This is a genomic window from Pirellulaceae bacterium (assembly GCA_019636385.1).
Lineage (GTDB): Bacteria > Planctomycetota > Planctomycetia > Pirellulales > Pirellulaceae > Aureliella.
Window position 1 is genome coordinate 272,512 of sequence record JAHBXT010000003.1, and the last position, 13,905, is coordinate 286,416.

Consider the following 13,905-nt stretch of genomic DNA (forward strand, 5'->3'; position numbering starts at 1 on the left):
GTCGACGCCGTGTTGATTTCAAAAAAAATCTCGATCGGAATTTTTTCTGTCAATTCCTATGAAAATTTTCTGCCTGTCTCCATATCCAAGTCTTCTTGTTTGAATTCCTGGAATTGCGTCGTGGATTTTTCTTGCGAACAACTGGATGCTATCCTTATCTTGGATTCCGTTCTGTAGGCACCAATGCTTCCATGCCTCGAAAATTTTCGTGACTTCGATTTCTGCGGTTTGGGATAACACGCATTCTTCTTCGATGAATACGGTCATCGGGCTGGCGATCGACTTGAATGCCTGGATAACTTCCAAGCCTGATTTGGGTTGTTCGATCTTTCCGGCATCGATCAACATCTTGCGACCGGCCAGAGACCAGCGGAATATTCCAGGCAATTCTCGTTCGATTTTTTGGCCAATAGTCACATCTTCCCTTCCTAGGTAGCTGTTAGGCATTACCAGAATGATGCAACGACCAACAATTGCTGCTGATGAATCGTTCAGCCTGGGGATTTGATTGGTGAACATCATGAAACGCAGGTTCATTTTCACTGAACTCATGTTGACCATAAACTTCCGTTTTATTTCTTGGGAATCTTCCCCAACGATCGACAGTAGCCGTTCGACGATGATGCTTTCATCTGCACTTTTCGGTAGCCTGGCCTCGTTGATGATGGCAACTGACTTTCCATTCCAGGATTGAAGCTCGTACTTGTCTGCCATGTCGGCCAATGTTGGATTGCAGACCGAACTATTTCCGCCCAACAATTGCTTGAGCGTCCTCGATATTGTTCCCTTGCCTGATCGCGTGGGACCAATGACCATCATCATTTTTTGTAGGTAAGTGTCCTGGGTCAGTAGATACCCAAACCACATCTGCAAGGCTCGAATTGCTTCCGCATCGCCGTTGAATGCAGTTTCCAGGAAGTTGACCCAACCTGGACATCTAGCGTTGCGATCGAACTCAAATGGCAGTTTTACGGTAGAGAACCAGTCCTTCGTATGAGGTATCAGACATTCATCTTCAGATTTTCCAGCAAATAAGGCATCTAAGTCCAGTATGCCGTTCTGCATCGATACCATTCCGCGCTTCGATCGATCGGGAATCCAGCAAGGCATTTCTAAAGAATCGCTGACCAGCTTCATGGATTCCATTGCATGGATTACGTTTTTGACCAACCCTTCGGTTACTTTGCGTACCGGTTGACGTTTGACCTCCTTACCTGTCTCAGCTTCTTGAGCAACCCTAGCTGCTTCACTTTCTCGCCAGCGCTCCTCAAATTCCTGTCGAATGGTGGCGTTCAGCTTTGCCTTCAGGTTGTGCAACTCAATTTTGCGATATTGTCCATCGCGATATTTCCACCATTCACCAGCCCAAAAGGCCAGATTGCCTTCGTGTAAATCTTGGTACCTTTCCAAGTTAATTCGTGCCAACCGGTGTGGATCATCATCGGCCTCGAATATTGCATCATCATCAGACTCGGTGTTTGAATCGGCGGATTTGCTGGGCAACTGCTCCGCGACATCAACATCAGCAGAATCATCGCCAGATAACTCGGTGGCTGTCTCCTGTGCTTCTGCAGATCGATCGATCACCGGCTGGCTCTGAGCATACTTTAGCAATGTTAGATAGCAGTAGGCCCGCGCTTGGTCCAGTTCGTAGCCCAGCTCCAAATACCTCGCCAGTACTTCGCTTAAGAAATCTTCCAGGTCCGCCCCTTTGGTTTCTTGAATTTCACCGGGCAGAACGATATTGCGACACTCGTCGGCGTAGCCGGCCAGCACCGTTGCCCAGCCAGGTCGCCGTCGCCCATCGCCGTTTGTTACCCACGTTGCTCCGTCTTGGCCAGGCTTGTCCAGATCATGCACGACATACACGATTTTGCCGCGATGCTGGTCCAGTATCCACTGCTTCGATTCTCCACGCGCATCGATGCTCAGCGGATTCTCACCAGCGCCATGTTTGTTGGTCCAGCACCAATGCCCGTGAGGGTGTATCTTGTGCAGGTCCATCATGCACGACTTCAGACCGATCATGTCCGGCAAGCCTTCCGTCTTCCACACAACGGGCTTGCCAAGCAGTTCCAACAGCGAATCATCTACCTGTGTGACCAATTCGTAGCTGTCGTCTTGGTAGCTACCATCACCAGAGGTTGGAAATTTGGATTGTGAAGATACTGATTTCATCTTGTCACTCCGAACCCGGTACCCACCGCTTTGACCTTCAACTGTTCGTAGCTGCCATCCTCCAGTCGTCGCCCGGGAAGCGTTCGTTCCTTCAGGTTGTAGAGGAAATAACCAACCGTATTTGATCCGCGCTCTGGACAGACGTAGCTACAGGAGGGCACCGCCAGGACGATGAATTGGCGACGATGGCTGCTATATCGCGCCACAAACGCCCCGCTGGCTCGTAGCGATTCTGGTGTAAACAGCTTCCCGCGCTTTAGACACCACCAGGCGACCAACTGATGATTCCAACCATCGCCGATCGGCACTATGCTCGCTGCGATCTTCGCAAAATCAGCGTCGGCCTTGGCCTTCTTTGTAGCCGCCGCGGACCGGCCATCACCTGCCGCCGAGGCGATTCCATTTCTCACCGCGCCGTGTTCCGCCTGGCTACTACTTTGTCCCTGGCGACGGTGGCTTCCGCGTAGTCCTAGATAATCGCCGATCCGCCTGATGGCCTCCCCCTGGCGAATCCCCAGCGCCCAGCTAACAGAATCTATTCCGTCGCCCAGTCCCTTGCCGCACTTATTGCAAAAGACCGATCCATGGCCATCGCGATTGGAAAAACGGAAGCGATCGTCTCCGCTGCACTTTGGGCAGGGTCCAGCGCGACCGCTTAAATAATCGTCGGCAATACCACCAACGTTAGATAGAATCTCAGGCCAACGACCATGCGCGACCCGCTTGATATCGTCGATATCGTAACTCATTGTGGCTCGTTCGGCGCGCAGGAACAGCGCCGCTATGTAGAGGCTCGTTTCGAAGGGAAACGGCAGCAATTTTTTCAGAATGTCCGCCAGGACGTGGCACAGATTATCGGCAGTCCGTCCACTGTGCAAGACCGGCAGCTAGACATTTCCGCAGAATTCTTCTGCAGACAAAATCAAATGGACCAAAGTTGTCCACGCAAGTCGCACAATCGCCCTATCTTAACGACATGCTAGCAAGGAAAAGGGGTGCGAAAACGATGACACAAGGGCGAATATCGATAGTGGAATACGCCATCCCTGGCGGTCAAATGCGACGCGTGCGCTGTCGCAACTTTCAATCGGCCAAGGCAATTGCTCGATCCATTGCACTAGCCACCGGCCGTCGAGCGATTGTCAGGCAGATACCGCGCGCAACGTGGCGTTTATTTGTGATTTCACTAGTCGATGGTCAGATAACCAGAACGCGAGCCACGTTTACCAAGCGCCAGGCGATCGAATTCTGGCGCCAATGGCGTGAGCGGCATGATGGTGGCGTTTGCGTGTTCTGGCCCGATGATTGTGGTTAGTGATCGTCTCTTACGGAAATAGCTGGGTCGATGGATATGGCTCTGGTGATACCTCAAAAAACGACCGCGAATTGATAACCAGGGCATTTTGACGATCGTGTGACACTCACTTGGCATTATCTTGCGTGTAAACGTGCGTGTGGATGTGAGCTCGATTCGCATCTTCACTAAATTTCGTATGATCGGTGAACGACCACACTAGCGATAGCACCCACCCCAGGAATGTCCAGCCAAAGCAAACATTAACGATCAAAATTGGGATCACATTCTTGTGGTATCGCAAGAATGCCACGATTGTTGGCATCGCGTACAGCGATATTCCGATCATTAAAACCAAACAGACGATTGGCAAAGTAAAAAACTGCCACCAGTAAACGTCTTGTGGCATTTCTCCCTCGCTCACAAGGGACATCACCACGCCTACCAGTGAAACCGAGGTTGTGATGATCACTATCGCCAAGTAAATGATTGTTAGCACTGCCACTAATACTTTGGGGCGAGTCCATTTGGCAGTTATGCTTCTGCTGACTAGTGCTGCACCTAAGCCTTGGATTTTCTCAATCTTGGAATGTGACTGAGCTGCGGGCTGCGCTGCAGTAGACGTACCCTCTGGCGGTGACGATTTGATGGCTGGCTGCGGAGCTGGTTTGGATTGTGCAGTTTTAGGAACCGATCCAGCTTTGTTCACAACTGGCCCGCTTGCAACTGGTCGGCGGTTGGTTGTTGGCGACTGCGATTTGGGTCTGGTGATTTTTAGCGTCTTCCCACAGCCTGAGCATAGAATTCGCTGCTCATGATCGGCAGTGCTGAACTCGATCGGTTGCTGGCAACCAGGGCATTGGGCAAATCGCGTATCGCTCATTTTTCTGCAGCGCCCTTGCGGTTTTTCGCACGTGATTCCTTGACCTCGGCTCGCACTTGAATGACTTGCGATTTGGCCTCGCGAATTCGCCTAGCTCGTTCTGAGATTGATTCGGCAGTAAATGGACTGCCTTTTTTCAAGGCCAGTAAGGAATCGTATAGATTTCCTTGGCTTCTGCGTAACAAACCCAATGCTTTAGCGAGGGTTGGTTTGTACCACATGAACAGTCCGTCAGCGCCATGTTCTTTAATAGATGCCTCTGCGTTTTCACACAGTCTGATGGCATCTCCTAGCTGCTCTTTCATTGCAGCTAACTCAGCGAGAGTAATGAGTTCAGCGGTTTGTTGAGTTCGGACCATGCTGTCAATATAGCAAATTAACGCATCTCAAAAAATATTTATGGAGCGTAAGTCTCCCAAAATCAAGCACTTCGGCTTGCCATGCAGGTGCAGTTTTGCTTTTATTTGCTATTTTGCGTCTCGTGCTATCGACTTTACGCTTAACTGTCGATACACTTACTCACGTTGGCAGCATGGAATGACCGCCAGATTCACTCGCTGCATGGATTTCATGACGAATTTTGCACCAGAAAACACGGAGAAGCCAGAAATGCTAGTCATCACCCGCAAAGAAGATCAACGAGTCATGCTCATCGACCAGGCTACAGGTCAGCAGACGATCATCGAGATTGTCAACCTAGCTGGCAATCGGGCCAAGCTGGGTATTACCGCTCCCAGCGGCGTCCGCGTCCTGCGCGAGGAATTGCTGGAAAAGGCTGGTCTGTCGCCATTTTCAGCGCCGCGATCCGCTCCAGTTCCAGCCCCGCAACCCGTGTCTGCCTGAAGAAAAAGGCAGCTACGCAATACAAGGACCAAAGCCCATGACCGCTATTGCCTTTGATATCGAAACCGGCCCGCTGCCGCTGGACCGTTTGCAATTTATTCTGCCAGCTTTTGATTCCAGCAGCCTCGGACCGCCCCCGGGTGATTTCGATCCGGCCAGCGTCAAGACTGGCAACATAAAGGATCAGGCCAAGATCGAGGCTAAAATCGCCGACGCCCGAAACGCTCACGCTCTGGCTGTGCAGCGTTACCAGCAACAGACCGCCTCTGCAGAACCAGCTTACTGGGCAGACCAACAGGCCAAGGCGGCTCTGTCGGCTATCACCGGCCAGGTGTTGGCGATCGGCTACTGCGGTGAAAAGGTGTTGATCGACTGTGTTGGCGATTCGGTTCGCGAGGATCAGTTGATTCGACGATTTTGGGCTCAATTCATTAAAGCGCGCGACCAAGGTCGGCATCTGGTGGGCTGGAATATCGAAGGCTTTGATCTGCCGTTCCTCTGTCAACGTTCTGCCATTCTGGGAATTCGCGTGCCAGATCGCGTTTTCTCCGATGCCGGTTGGCTGGACAGTACGTTTGTGGATCTGATGCGCCGCTGGTGCAGACCAGCCAGGGCTATGGTCAAGCTTGATACCGTAGCTCGCGCTATTGGCGACAACGGGAAAACATTCGACAGGGACGGAAACAAGATCGGCGGCGACCAGTTTGCCGACTTGTTTTTCAATGATCCGGATCTGGCAATTGAGTACCTGAAGAACGATTTAAACATGGTTGTCAGTGTTGGCAGCCGCTTGGGACTGGAGTTTACGAGCCGTGGATAATTCACCAGTACTTCGACCGACGAACATCGTGTTCAACCCGTTTTCAGCGATCCTGGAAATTGGCAACGGCAAGAAATTTTCTCAATTGCTGCCGTCGTTGCATTGTCGGCCTGGCGACGAGCATCAGTGGTCGTTTGCCATCAGTGGTGCCATGTCGCTTCTAGCCTCTAAAACCGTCAGTGATCAAGCGCAGGCACAGATTATTCGTAACGAACTTGAACTGCTGGATCATTGGGCTGACAGCCAAGTGATTCGAGGTGTTGGCAAGTGTGGTCGCGCGACGTGTGAAACCAAAATCCAAGGCTGCGGAGTGGAGAAGTAGTATCTCACCAGGCTCATAACCTGGGGTCGCCAGTGCGAATCTGGCCTCCGCGATTTGCCAATCTTACGTTGATTGGCACGTTTGATGTTTTAGCTTAGGAGCCCAGAAAAATGACCGCCGTGATTTCGCAGTATCAAACTGCAATTCAGAACATGGACAAACTTCAGGAGCTTGGCAAAGCCATTGCCCTGTCCGGGATGTTCGGTTGCCAGGATGTTCACCAGGGGTTGGTAATTGCCGCCGATTGTTTTGTGCGGGGTATGCCATTGCTGGAATACCAGTCTCGCAACAGTATGGTCATGGGTAGACCTTCGATGCGCTACGATGCGATGCTGGCGGACTTCGATGCATTGCCTGGCTGTCGCCATGTTGTCCTAAAAAAGGAGCCGGACGAAGCGTCTATTGCCTTTTATTACCCTGGCGGTGGAGGCGACATTTGCGAATCGGTATTCTGCCTGACATGGGAAGATGCCCGGCAAGAGACCTTCCCGTACACTGGCAAGGAAGAGGTAATCCTTGGCCAGTTAGCTCGCGGTGAACAGCCGCCGCTCAAGGCCAAATATGCCACGCCGCGCAGCCGAGGAATCATGCTGTTTGCTCGCTGCGTGTCGGATGCTATCCGGTCGATCGCTCCCCAGGTTTCCGCTGGCCGTTACACGCCTGAAGAACTGGAGGATGTGACGGTTGGTACCAGTGAAGTGGCTGCAAAATCTCCGGCCAGTCCATCGCCAGCGGCCAATCCATCGCCAGCCAATTGCACCGCTGCGAAGGTGGCTTCTAGTCAACCAACTCAGCTAGTTCAACCAGCAGAGTCAGATCGGTCTGATCTGGCAGCCAGTCAAGCAAAACCGGAACACACCGCCAGTGTTCACACGTCTGGCCCTATCAGCGACGCAGCTGTGACCACGATCAAGATCAAGCTGCGAGAGTTGGCTTTAACCGGTCAAAATTTGGCTCCCAAGATCAAGGAAATTTTGCTCAAGAACGGTCTTCGGGAATTAAAAGACCTGACGATCGCTTCGGGCGATGCGCTGATTCGATCTCTAGAACAGAAGGAAATCGAATCTTGGGCTGCTAGCCAGGTCGGCAGCTATCACGACCGTTTTACACAAGCCAAGCAGGCCGGTTGATCGAAGTCGACTGCTTGGCAGAACTAATCATTCGACGTGGCCAGCTTGCTGTTTGGCGGGCGAGCCTGATTGAGCTGGGCTATCCAGCGACGCTGGTCACTGGGACCGGCGAAGTAATGCAACTAGATCAATTTTTCAATCAACACATCTGAAAGGTAGTTAATCATGACATTCACGATCGACATGCCCGAAACACTCGGCGGTTCAACCATGCTGGACGTAGCCGGTAAATTTCATGTGGTCATCAGGGACGTAGAAGAAAATCCGCTCATCGGCCAGAATCCATTTCGTGGATTCTGCGCTGAAATTGAGGTCATCGCACCCAGAGAACACGCGGAAAAAACCGCCAAGATCAAATTCGGCAATCCAGACTTGTCTCACAAGGACAAGGGCGAGTTTGCCAAGGCTAAACAAGCCAGCTTTGCTATCGCTACGGGTGTTGTTGATCTGAGTAAGCTCGGTCAGTCTGTGGACGCTGATCTATCGGCCGCAATCGGCCAACACGTCTTGATTGAAATTGAGCAGGTCCCATGGAAAGACGATCCGACAAAGCATTCGCCTAATCTGCGGTACGCCAACGTCTTTCACGTCGATGATCCTCGCGCCAAAGAGTACCCGCGAGACGATGCAGTCTTGAAGTTGGTTGGAGTCAAGCGCCAACCGCCAGAGTACTTTGCCCCATTGATGAAAAAAAAGCAAGTGACGGCGGCCGCCACAGCCACCGATGACGATTTTGCTGGTCTGTAATGATTCGGAACGTGATCGCTGTTGTGTCTGGGCTTACCGCAGCGATCTGGCAATCGGTTCCAGGCGGGCGCCGCAAGGTGCGAGGATTCAATTTCCTCAACCGATTTTTTAGCCTCCATCATGCTGATGGCAGACGTGTCAAGTTCAATCAGCGTCACTACCTGGAGTTATTGATGGCAACAATGCGAGAAAACAGCAAGGCTATCTGGAATGGCGATGGCACCTTTAACTCAATCAACGCTGGCAGCCTTCAGCGAATTGCAGATGCAACAGAGCTAATGGCCAAGAATTGGCAGCGTCTGCAACAAGACATCGACTATTACAAAGATCTGTCTCGAAAATTGACATTGGAACGTGACTCGTTAAAGAGAAGCTTGACAGGCCATCGAAGTGCAATTTCTCGTCTAAAGAAAAAGCTGGCAGCATTGTCCGAACTTCCCAATCCAGATACGCCCAAGTCGGAACTGCCAGAATAGCCATGACCCGAAATCACGAAATCTCGGAAGTCACTCAAGCAATTGGCTTAATACAAGAATTCATTGCATAACAAACGAATACCTAAAGAGAGAGAAAGGCTTTGAGAGCGTGCAAGGTTTGCTTCCTGGGGCTAGGAGTAGTGCGAAACCCAGGTCATAAGTCGCAAGTGATTTCGCGGCAGACGGCACCGATCACTACCAGCACGAACAAAGCAAATGAAGGGGTGACGAACCGCAGCCCTACCAGGATCACGAGCGGTTCATTTTTTAGATCGTCGGCACAGGCAGTGCATAGGCAACCCACAAAACGAAATCACCATGGCGAAACGAAAAAGACTAACACTGACTGAAAAAATAAATGCACTTGAGCTTCAAGCGTCAAGCCTTACTCGTCAGATTGAATCACTGAAGCATAAGGCAGAAGCTACTGACAGAATTGTCGAGTACATTTCTCTAGTGTACGGCATTCATCCGCGCAACATTGCGACTGTTGAATTTGTGCAAATGCTCGTAGCTACACACTCAGAACTAAAGAAGGCAATCCGAACCTATTCTCAATCCGCAACAGCAAGAATGCACGAACTTAAGTTTACAAATGACTTTTTAATGTTTCTCGCGTCGTGCATCAAAACTGACGGGCAGGAAGACAGGCCATTTGGAGCAAGGTTCATGCTTAAGAGAATCGCCAACAAATTCCAGGCAATGTACATCCGGGAGTCTTCCATTTGCTCATGGGAAATCACCGACCCAATGGAAAAACATGTTGATCATCTGAGGAATTCACAGTGACCAACACACTCGAAATCATTGCAACCTACCGCTCTGAGCGATTCCGCTTCGACAATGCCAATTCGTCAGTCGTGGTCGCTAACGTTCAACTAGCTCCGCAATCGCGAGAGATCGCCAAAGTTGTAGGAATCGATGATTCGTACATCGCGATCAAAGGCGAAGCTGACGACGGAGAGCTCGAGAAAGGGATTACCTATCGTTTTTTGGGCCACTGGAAGGATTACCACAATCGACGATACGGGACCGTTGAAAAGCAGTTCTGCTTTAATTCTTTCGTCCAGCACGTTGCCCATGACCGGAAATCGTTAATCGAGTATCTGTCTCACGCTGGCAAGGATAATGGCGTTGGGCCACGAAAGGCCGCTATGCTGGTTGACCAATTCGGCATTGATGAAGTCTTAGATCGATGCCGACAACCCCTGGAGGTTGTTTCCGCGATCGGCGTTAGGCAGGATCAGGCCGAGCGATTTTCAAATTATCTGATCGAGCAGAAAGCCATCGAGTCGGCACTGCTTGACTTAGATTCACTGCTGGCCGGTAAAGGCTTTCCGAAGTCACTACCACGCAAGCTGATCAAGGAGTTCGGCAATCGTGCTGCGGCCATCATCGCCGACGATCCGTTTGCTTTAATGCAGTTTCATGGGGTCGGTTTTAAGAAGGCTGACAACTTGTGGGCGCTACTTGGCAAGCCGCTTGACGACATTCACCGACTGGCCATGTGTCTGTGGTATGGCATGGCATCGGATACAACCGGCAGTACTTGGTTCCCGGCCAAATTGGCCGTGCAACGACTGTCGCGTGAGATCGGCTGTGAAATCGACTTCCGCGCTGCAATCCTTCATGGCAAGGAATTGGCAGCAACTTCCGATCATCATTACGGCGCTATCGCCAGTCTCCGTACGGATTCTAATCAGCAATTGCGGTCCGATGGTCAAATCATGTGGCTGTCTGAACATCGCAACGATCAACGCGAGCAGGCAATTGTCCGGTCGGTTGTCAGTGCCATCGCTGAACCGCGCAAACACGCCTTGGCAGTGCATCGCGACGAAGACTGCCAATCTGAGTATTGCCAGGTTGAATCGAGCAGATATTCAATTTGGCCTTACACTGGCAGCATAGCTAAAATTTCGGAGCATCAGCGAGAACAATTGTCCGCTGCCATCGGCCAGGACAATTCACAAATCGCCATTCTTACCGGCTCGCCAGGGACGGGCAAGACGTACGTAGTAGCTCAACTTCTCAAAACGGTCCTTCATTATGGTCGTGTTGGTGCTACCGACATTGTTGTAGGCGCCCCAACCGGCAAGGCTGCTGTTAGGTTAACTGAAGCTTTCCAGCAAGCTGGCCTACCAATTGTTGCCAGGACATGGCACTCACACCTGTTCGGACTGAAGGACAATGCCAAGCTGCCTTGTAAATTGATGATTTCGGACGAATCGTCAATGAACGATTTGGAATTGATGGCTCGCGTTTTCTCGGCTCGGCCAAATGGTGCTCATACTCTCTTGGTTGGCGACCCGTATCAATTACCGCCAGTGGGTGTTGGTGCTCCGTTTCGCGATTTGATCCATTCTGAGTCGATCGCCTCTGGTCACCTGACTCAGATTGAGCGCAATGGCGGCGAGATCGTCGAAATCTGCGCGCGAATCCGCGACGGCCATCGTTGGGGCGACCTGCTTAATGTCGGCAACGTGCTTTGCCATTCTGCGGCCAATCCCGACATGCAGATCGAACACTTGGAAACCCTGGTTCGCCAACATGACAAATGGTCTGCCCAAGTACTTGTGCCTGTCAACGAAAAAAGCCCGGTCTGTCGAGCAATCCTGAACCAGCGACTTCAGCGGCTACTGAACTCGGATGGCGAACCGGTGCGTGGCACAAAATTCCGCGTTGGCGACAAGATAGTTTGCACAAAAAACGGCTGGTACCAAGTCAGCGGCCAGCTCAGCCAGCAAATTGACCAGGCCGACATCAGCGATCGCGGTGAAGTCAGAATTGCTAACGGTGAATTGGCTGAAATTGTTAATTTTCATCCGCGAGGATTCGTAGCACGATTGGAGTCGCCGCAACGATTTATCGTCGTCACGGTGGGAAAGGATTCCGGCAAGGATGCCGCCACGGATGGCGAAGAATCGACCGATTCGCCTGACACGTCCGATTCACTATCCCCTGGCGGCATCAAGTGGGACTTGGGATACGCTCTCAGCTGCCACAAGGCTCAGGGAAGTGAATTCTCGTTCGTGTACATCATGATCGACGAATATCCAGGCGCTAGAACCATCTGTGATGCCAGTTGGGTCATGACTGCCATTAGTCGAGCCAAACAGCAGTGTCACTTAATTGGCAATGCCGAAACCGCTCAGCGCTGGTGTCGAACCTGGAAGATTGGCGAGCGAAAAACATTCCTCAAGGAGCGCATAGTTGAAGCACTGATTAGTAATCAATTAGAAGCTATATGACGTTTGAAATTGGAACCGACGATTTGAGGTTTGATTGTGGTCTCAGCATTAGTAGGGCATCTAGTTGGCGATTACCTCGCCCAAAACGATTGGATGGCGTTGAACAAAAAGAAGTCAACGCTGCATTGTGCAGTTCACTGTGCGATCTGGACGGTGTGCGTCGTCCTTTTCGCGTGGTGGCCGCTGTGGACAGCGATTCCGTTGTTCGTGACGCATTTTATTCAGGACAGAACGCAGATAATCAATTGGTGGATGGACTTCGTTGGGCAGAAGCAGTTTCGCACGGGGATTTGCGCCCCATGGTCAATCATCGTGGTAGATAACGTTTGGCACATCGTCACGATTTGGGCCGTGTGGCTTATCGTCCGTTGAGCCCTAATGTTTACCGGGCACGAACGATAGATTTCAACCTTTAGGAAAAACGTAAATGAGTGCTCCGGTTCACGCCGTTGTTCTACCGCCACGCATTAAGTTGCATTTCGACCCCAATTACAGCACGTTCGGTTATTGGTGGAAAGAGATCGCATTCGTTCCGGCGGAAGGCACAGGCGTCATTCCTTTTGAGGAAGCAGAAGGGCTTGCTTGGTGTTGGGATCACGACACGGTGAAGGTGTGGTACTCAACGTATTTTGCACAGCGAAACTTGGTTTGCGTTCAAACGAAAGTCGAAGGCGACTGGGATTTCATTCCACCAGATGGATTCGACGACGCGATGAGAAAGGCGGGATGGAATCGCGACGACACGATGGCGTGGGAGTAGGTCGGTAGAACGGCGGCAATCACGGGGCCGCGACCGTGAAAGCCAGCCATAAGAAAAAGACGTTATCGCGGCTCCAGTGCATTGTTTTGTTCGTCGTTTTTTTAAGGGTTTAGACATGGCAAGTTTGAATTGCAAGAAGTGTGGAACGATTCATCCAGTTTGTGACAATTTTGTGAAACCGTTAACTTGGATTGGCTCGTTACTTTCGCGAATTCGCGGAAACGATTTTAGGACCTGTCGAATCGCAAGTATTAGTCATGTCAGATGAAGAAGCCAGAGAATTTGAGAAAACAGGGATACCGTTCGGGGCGCACAAAGGCAAACAATTCAAAGACGTACCGATTGAATACCTATGCTGGCTCGCTGATTCGACGCTCAAGCTCCAATCATACCTTCGATCGCCAATTGGCGAAAAACGAAAGGAATCTGAATCATAATGTTCAACCAACTAGCCTCTCTACTAAACATCCATCGACCAAGTGACTGGACTCGCGTCACACCTGAGCAAGTCTTATCACAGCCGCGCACCGGCGATCGAACTCTACTCAGCTTGCGAACTTGGCTGGCCAAACAAAATCTGAGTCTATTGGGAGATCTGCCGCCAGAGTATTGGCTATCGCAGTCTGCCGGAAAGTCTGTTGTCAGCCCCTTTACAATACTGATTGACACCGGCGAACAACACCCGTTCACCTTCTCAAATCTCCAGGCCGGTGCCGCTCAAGATTACAGACCGATCGTAGTGCGCAGTCACCGCCAGGCATTAGGCGTCTCTCGTGGCGATTACTCGATCGACGGTTTCACTGGGCAGATTCACATCGAGCGCAAGTCAATGGAAGACGCCCACAGCACTATGCTGGGCTGGGGTGATCGTCGGGAGCGTTTCGAGGCCACGTTGTCATTCCTCAATCAAATCGACTTTGGTGCCGTCGTCGTCGAATGCACTCTCGGCACACTGCTGTCTGGCGCTCCAGAACACGGGAAGCGATCGAAAGTAGAAAACCGGCGAGCCCTCAATTCAACCTACCTGTCTTGGATCATGAAATTCAGCTCAGTCCATTGGCTGTTTTGCGATACGCGCGGATTGGCTGAAACAGAAACGTACCGGTTGCTTGAAAAATTCTACGCTCACAAACTTCGCCAGCGCAAGGCGGCCGCTACCAAATCCAAAACCTTCCAATCCGACCTGTCTCTAGTCTAAGGAACC

The 13,905-nt window shown here is 51.2% G+C and carries 17 protein-coding genes and 1 tRNA gene; 14 read left to right on the forward strand and 4 right to left on the reverse strand.

What is annotated here, in order from left to right:
• Positions 1-18 precede the first annotated feature (18 nt).
• Together KF752_11820 and KF752_11825 are read right to left on the reverse strand one after the other, a co-directional pair.
• Positions 19-2,178, reverse strand: a complete 2,160-nt coding sequence (locus KF752_11820; protein ID MBX3422233.1) for a hypothetical protein — start codon at positions 2,176-2,178, stop codon at positions 19-21.
• Positions 2,175-3,056 (reverse strand): hypothetical protein, encoded by an 882-nt coding sequence (locus KF752_11825; protein ID MBX3422234.1) that lies wholly within the window; start codon positions 3,054-3,056, stop codon positions 2,175-2,177. The genes KF752_11820 and KF752_11825 overlap by 4 nt, the downstream gene beginning before the upstream one ends.
• A 128-nt stretch (positions 3,057-3,184) precedes the next feature.
• Here KF752_11825 and KF752_11830 point away from each other — a divergent pair, with 128 nt between their 5' ends.
• Positions 3,185-3,493, forward strand: coding sequence for a hypothetical protein (locus KF752_11830; GenBank protein ID MBX3422235.1), 309 nt, complete (start codon positions 3,185-3,187; stop codon positions 3,491-3,493).
• Between the two features lie 106 nt (positions 3,494-3,599).
• Here the strand turns inward: KF752_11830 and KF752_11835 are convergent, their stop codons facing one another.
• Positions 3,600-4,181 (reverse strand): superinfection immunity protein, encoded by a 582-nt coding sequence (locus KF752_11835; GenBank protein ID MBX3422236.1) that lies wholly within the window; start codon positions 4,179-4,181, stop codon positions 3,600-3,602.
• A 170-nt stretch (positions 4,182-4,351) separates the two neighbouring features.
• Positions 4,352-4,660 (reverse strand): hypothetical protein, encoded by a 309-nt coding sequence (locus KF752_11840; protein ID MBX3422237.1) that lies wholly within the window; start codon positions 4,658-4,660, stop codon positions 4,352-4,354.
• Between the two features lie 304 nt (positions 4,661-4,964).
• Here KF752_11840 and KF752_11845 point away from each other — a divergent pair, with 304 nt between their 5' ends.
• The 13 genes from KF752_11845 to KF752_11905 all read left to right on the forward strand — a co-directional run bounded on the left by KF752_11845 (position 4,965) and on the right by KF752_11905 (position 13,899).
• Positions 4,965-5,198, forward strand: a complete 234-nt coding sequence (locus KF752_11845) for a carbon storage regulator (GenBank protein ID MBX3422238.1) — start codon at positions 4,965-4,967, stop codon at positions 5,196-5,198.
• A gap of 37 nt (positions 5,199-5,235) precedes the next feature.
• Positions 5,236-6,018 carry a ribonuclease H-like domain-containing protein gene (locus KF752_11850; protein ID MBX3422239.1) on the forward strand — a complete coding sequence of 261 codons (783 nt, stop codon included), beginning with the start codon at positions 5,236-5,238 and terminating at the stop codon, positions 6,016-6,018.
• Complete coding sequence (locus KF752_11855) at positions 6,011-6,340, forward strand: hypothetical protein (protein MBX3422240.1); 330 nt, start codon at positions 6,011-6,013, stop codon at positions 6,338-6,340. Before KF752_11850 ends, KF752_11855 begins: the two co-directional genes overlap by 8 nt.
• Positions 6,323-6,393, forward strand: a tRNA-Met gene (locus KF752_11860). Before KF752_11855 ends, KF752_11860 begins: the two co-directional genes overlap by 18 nt.
• Positions 6,394-6,450: 57 nt before the next feature.
• Positions 6,451-7,470: a hypothetical protein gene (locus tag KF752_11865; GenBank protein ID MBX3422241.1), complete on the forward strand. Its 1,020-nt coding sequence runs from the start codon at positions 6,451-6,453 to the stop codon at positions 7,468-7,470.
• A gap of 165 nt (positions 7,471-7,635) precedes the next feature.
• Positions 7,636-8,217 (forward strand): hypothetical protein, encoded by a 582-nt coding sequence (locus KF752_11870; GenBank protein MBX3422242.1) that lies wholly within the window; start codon positions 7,636-7,638, stop codon positions 8,215-8,217.
• A gap of 173 nt (positions 8,218-8,390) precedes the next feature.
• On the forward strand, positions 8,391-8,693 hold the full coding sequence (locus tag KF752_11875; GenBank protein ID MBX3422243.1) for a hypothetical protein: 303 nt from the start codon (positions 8,391-8,393) through the stop codon (positions 8,691-8,693).
• Positions 8,694-9,011: 318 nt separating this feature from the next.
• The gene (locus tag KF752_11880; protein ID MBX3422244.1) at positions 9,012-9,482 is read left to right on the forward strand and encodes a hypothetical protein; all 471 of its coding nucleotides are present in this window, start codon (positions 9,012-9,014) and stop codon (positions 9,480-9,482) included.
• On the forward strand, positions 9,479-11,941 hold the full coding sequence (locus KF752_11885; GenBank protein ID MBX3422245.1) for an AAA family ATPase: 2,463 nt from the start codon (positions 9,479-9,481) through the stop codon (positions 11,939-11,941). The genes KF752_11880 and KF752_11885 overlap by 4 nt, the downstream gene beginning before the upstream one ends.
• 36 nt (positions 11,942-11,977) lie before the next feature.
• A complete protein-coding gene (locus KF752_11890; protein MBX3422246.1) occupies positions 11,978-12,313 on the forward strand; it encodes a DUF3307 domain-containing protein in 336 nt (111 codons plus the stop codon).
• Between the two features lie 55 nt (positions 12,314-12,368).
• Positions 12,369-12,701, forward strand: a complete 333-nt coding sequence (locus KF752_11895) for a hypothetical protein (GenBank protein ID MBX3422247.1) — start codon at positions 12,369-12,371, stop codon at positions 12,699-12,701.
• 257 nt (positions 12,702-12,958) lie between these two features.
• The gene (locus tag KF752_11900) at positions 12,959-13,138 is read left to right on the forward strand and encodes a DUF3820 family protein (GenBank protein MBX3422248.1); all 180 of its coding nucleotides are present in this window, start codon (positions 12,959-12,961) and stop codon (positions 13,136-13,138) included.
• Positions 13,138-13,899 carry a hypothetical protein gene (locus KF752_11905; protein MBX3422249.1) on the forward strand — a complete coding sequence of 254 codons (762 nt, stop codon included), beginning with the start codon at positions 13,138-13,140 and terminating at the stop codon, positions 13,897-13,899. The genes KF752_11900 and KF752_11905 overlap by 1 nt, the downstream gene beginning before the upstream one ends.
• The last annotated feature ends 6 nt before the right edge of the window (positions 13,900-13,905 follow it).

What these genes read in the sequence shown, in the direction of transcription:
- KF752_11875 (MBX3422243.1), top strand. Translation starts at nt 8,391, where the DNA reads ATGGCAACAATGCGAGAAAACAGCAAGGCTATCTGGAATGGCGATGGC.
- KF752_11900 (MBX3422248.1), top strand. Translation starts at nt 12,959, where the DNA reads ATGTCAGATGAAGAAGCCAGAGAATTTGAGAAAACAGGGATACCGTTC.
- KF752_11865 (MBX3422241.1), top strand. Translation starts at nt 6,451, where the DNA reads ATGACCGCCGTGATTTCGCAGTATCAAACTGCAATTCAGAACATGGAC.
- KF752_11830 (MBX3422235.1), top strand. Translation starts at nt 3,185, where the DNA reads ATGACACAAGGGCGAATATCGATAGTGGAATACGCCATCCCTGGCGGT.
- KF752_11820 (MBX3422233.1), bottom strand. Translation starts at nt 2,178, where the DNA reads ATGAAATCAGTATCTTCACAATCCAAATTTCCAACCTCTGGTGATGGT.
- KF752_11880 (MBX3422244.1), top strand. Translation starts at nt 9,012, where the DNA reads ATGGCGAAACGAAAAAGACTAACACTGACTGAAAAAATAAATGCACTT.
- KF752_11845 (MBX3422238.1), top strand. Translation starts at nt 4,965, where the DNA reads ATGCTAGTCATCACCCGCAAAGAAGATCAACGAGTCATGCTCATCGAC.
- KF752_11850 (MBX3422239.1), top strand. Translation starts at nt 5,236, where the DNA reads ATGACCGCTATTGCCTTTGATATCGAAACCGGCCCGCTGCCGCTGGAC.
- KF752_11840 (MBX3422237.1), bottom strand. Translation starts at nt 4,660, where the DNA reads ATGAAAGAGCAGCTAGGAGATGCCATCAGACTGTGTGAAAACGCAGAG.
- KF752_11905 (MBX3422249.1), top strand. Translation starts at nt 13,138, where the DNA reads ATGTTCAACCAACTAGCCTCTCTACTAAACATCCATCGACCAAGTGAC.
- KF752_11870 (MBX3422242.1), top strand. Translation starts at nt 7,636, where the DNA reads ATGACATTCACGATCGACATGCCCGAAACACTCGGCGGTTCAACCATG.
- KF752_11895 (MBX3422247.1), top strand. Translation starts at nt 12,369, where the DNA reads ATGAGTGCTCCGGTTCACGCCGTTGTTCTACCGCCACGCATTAAGTTG.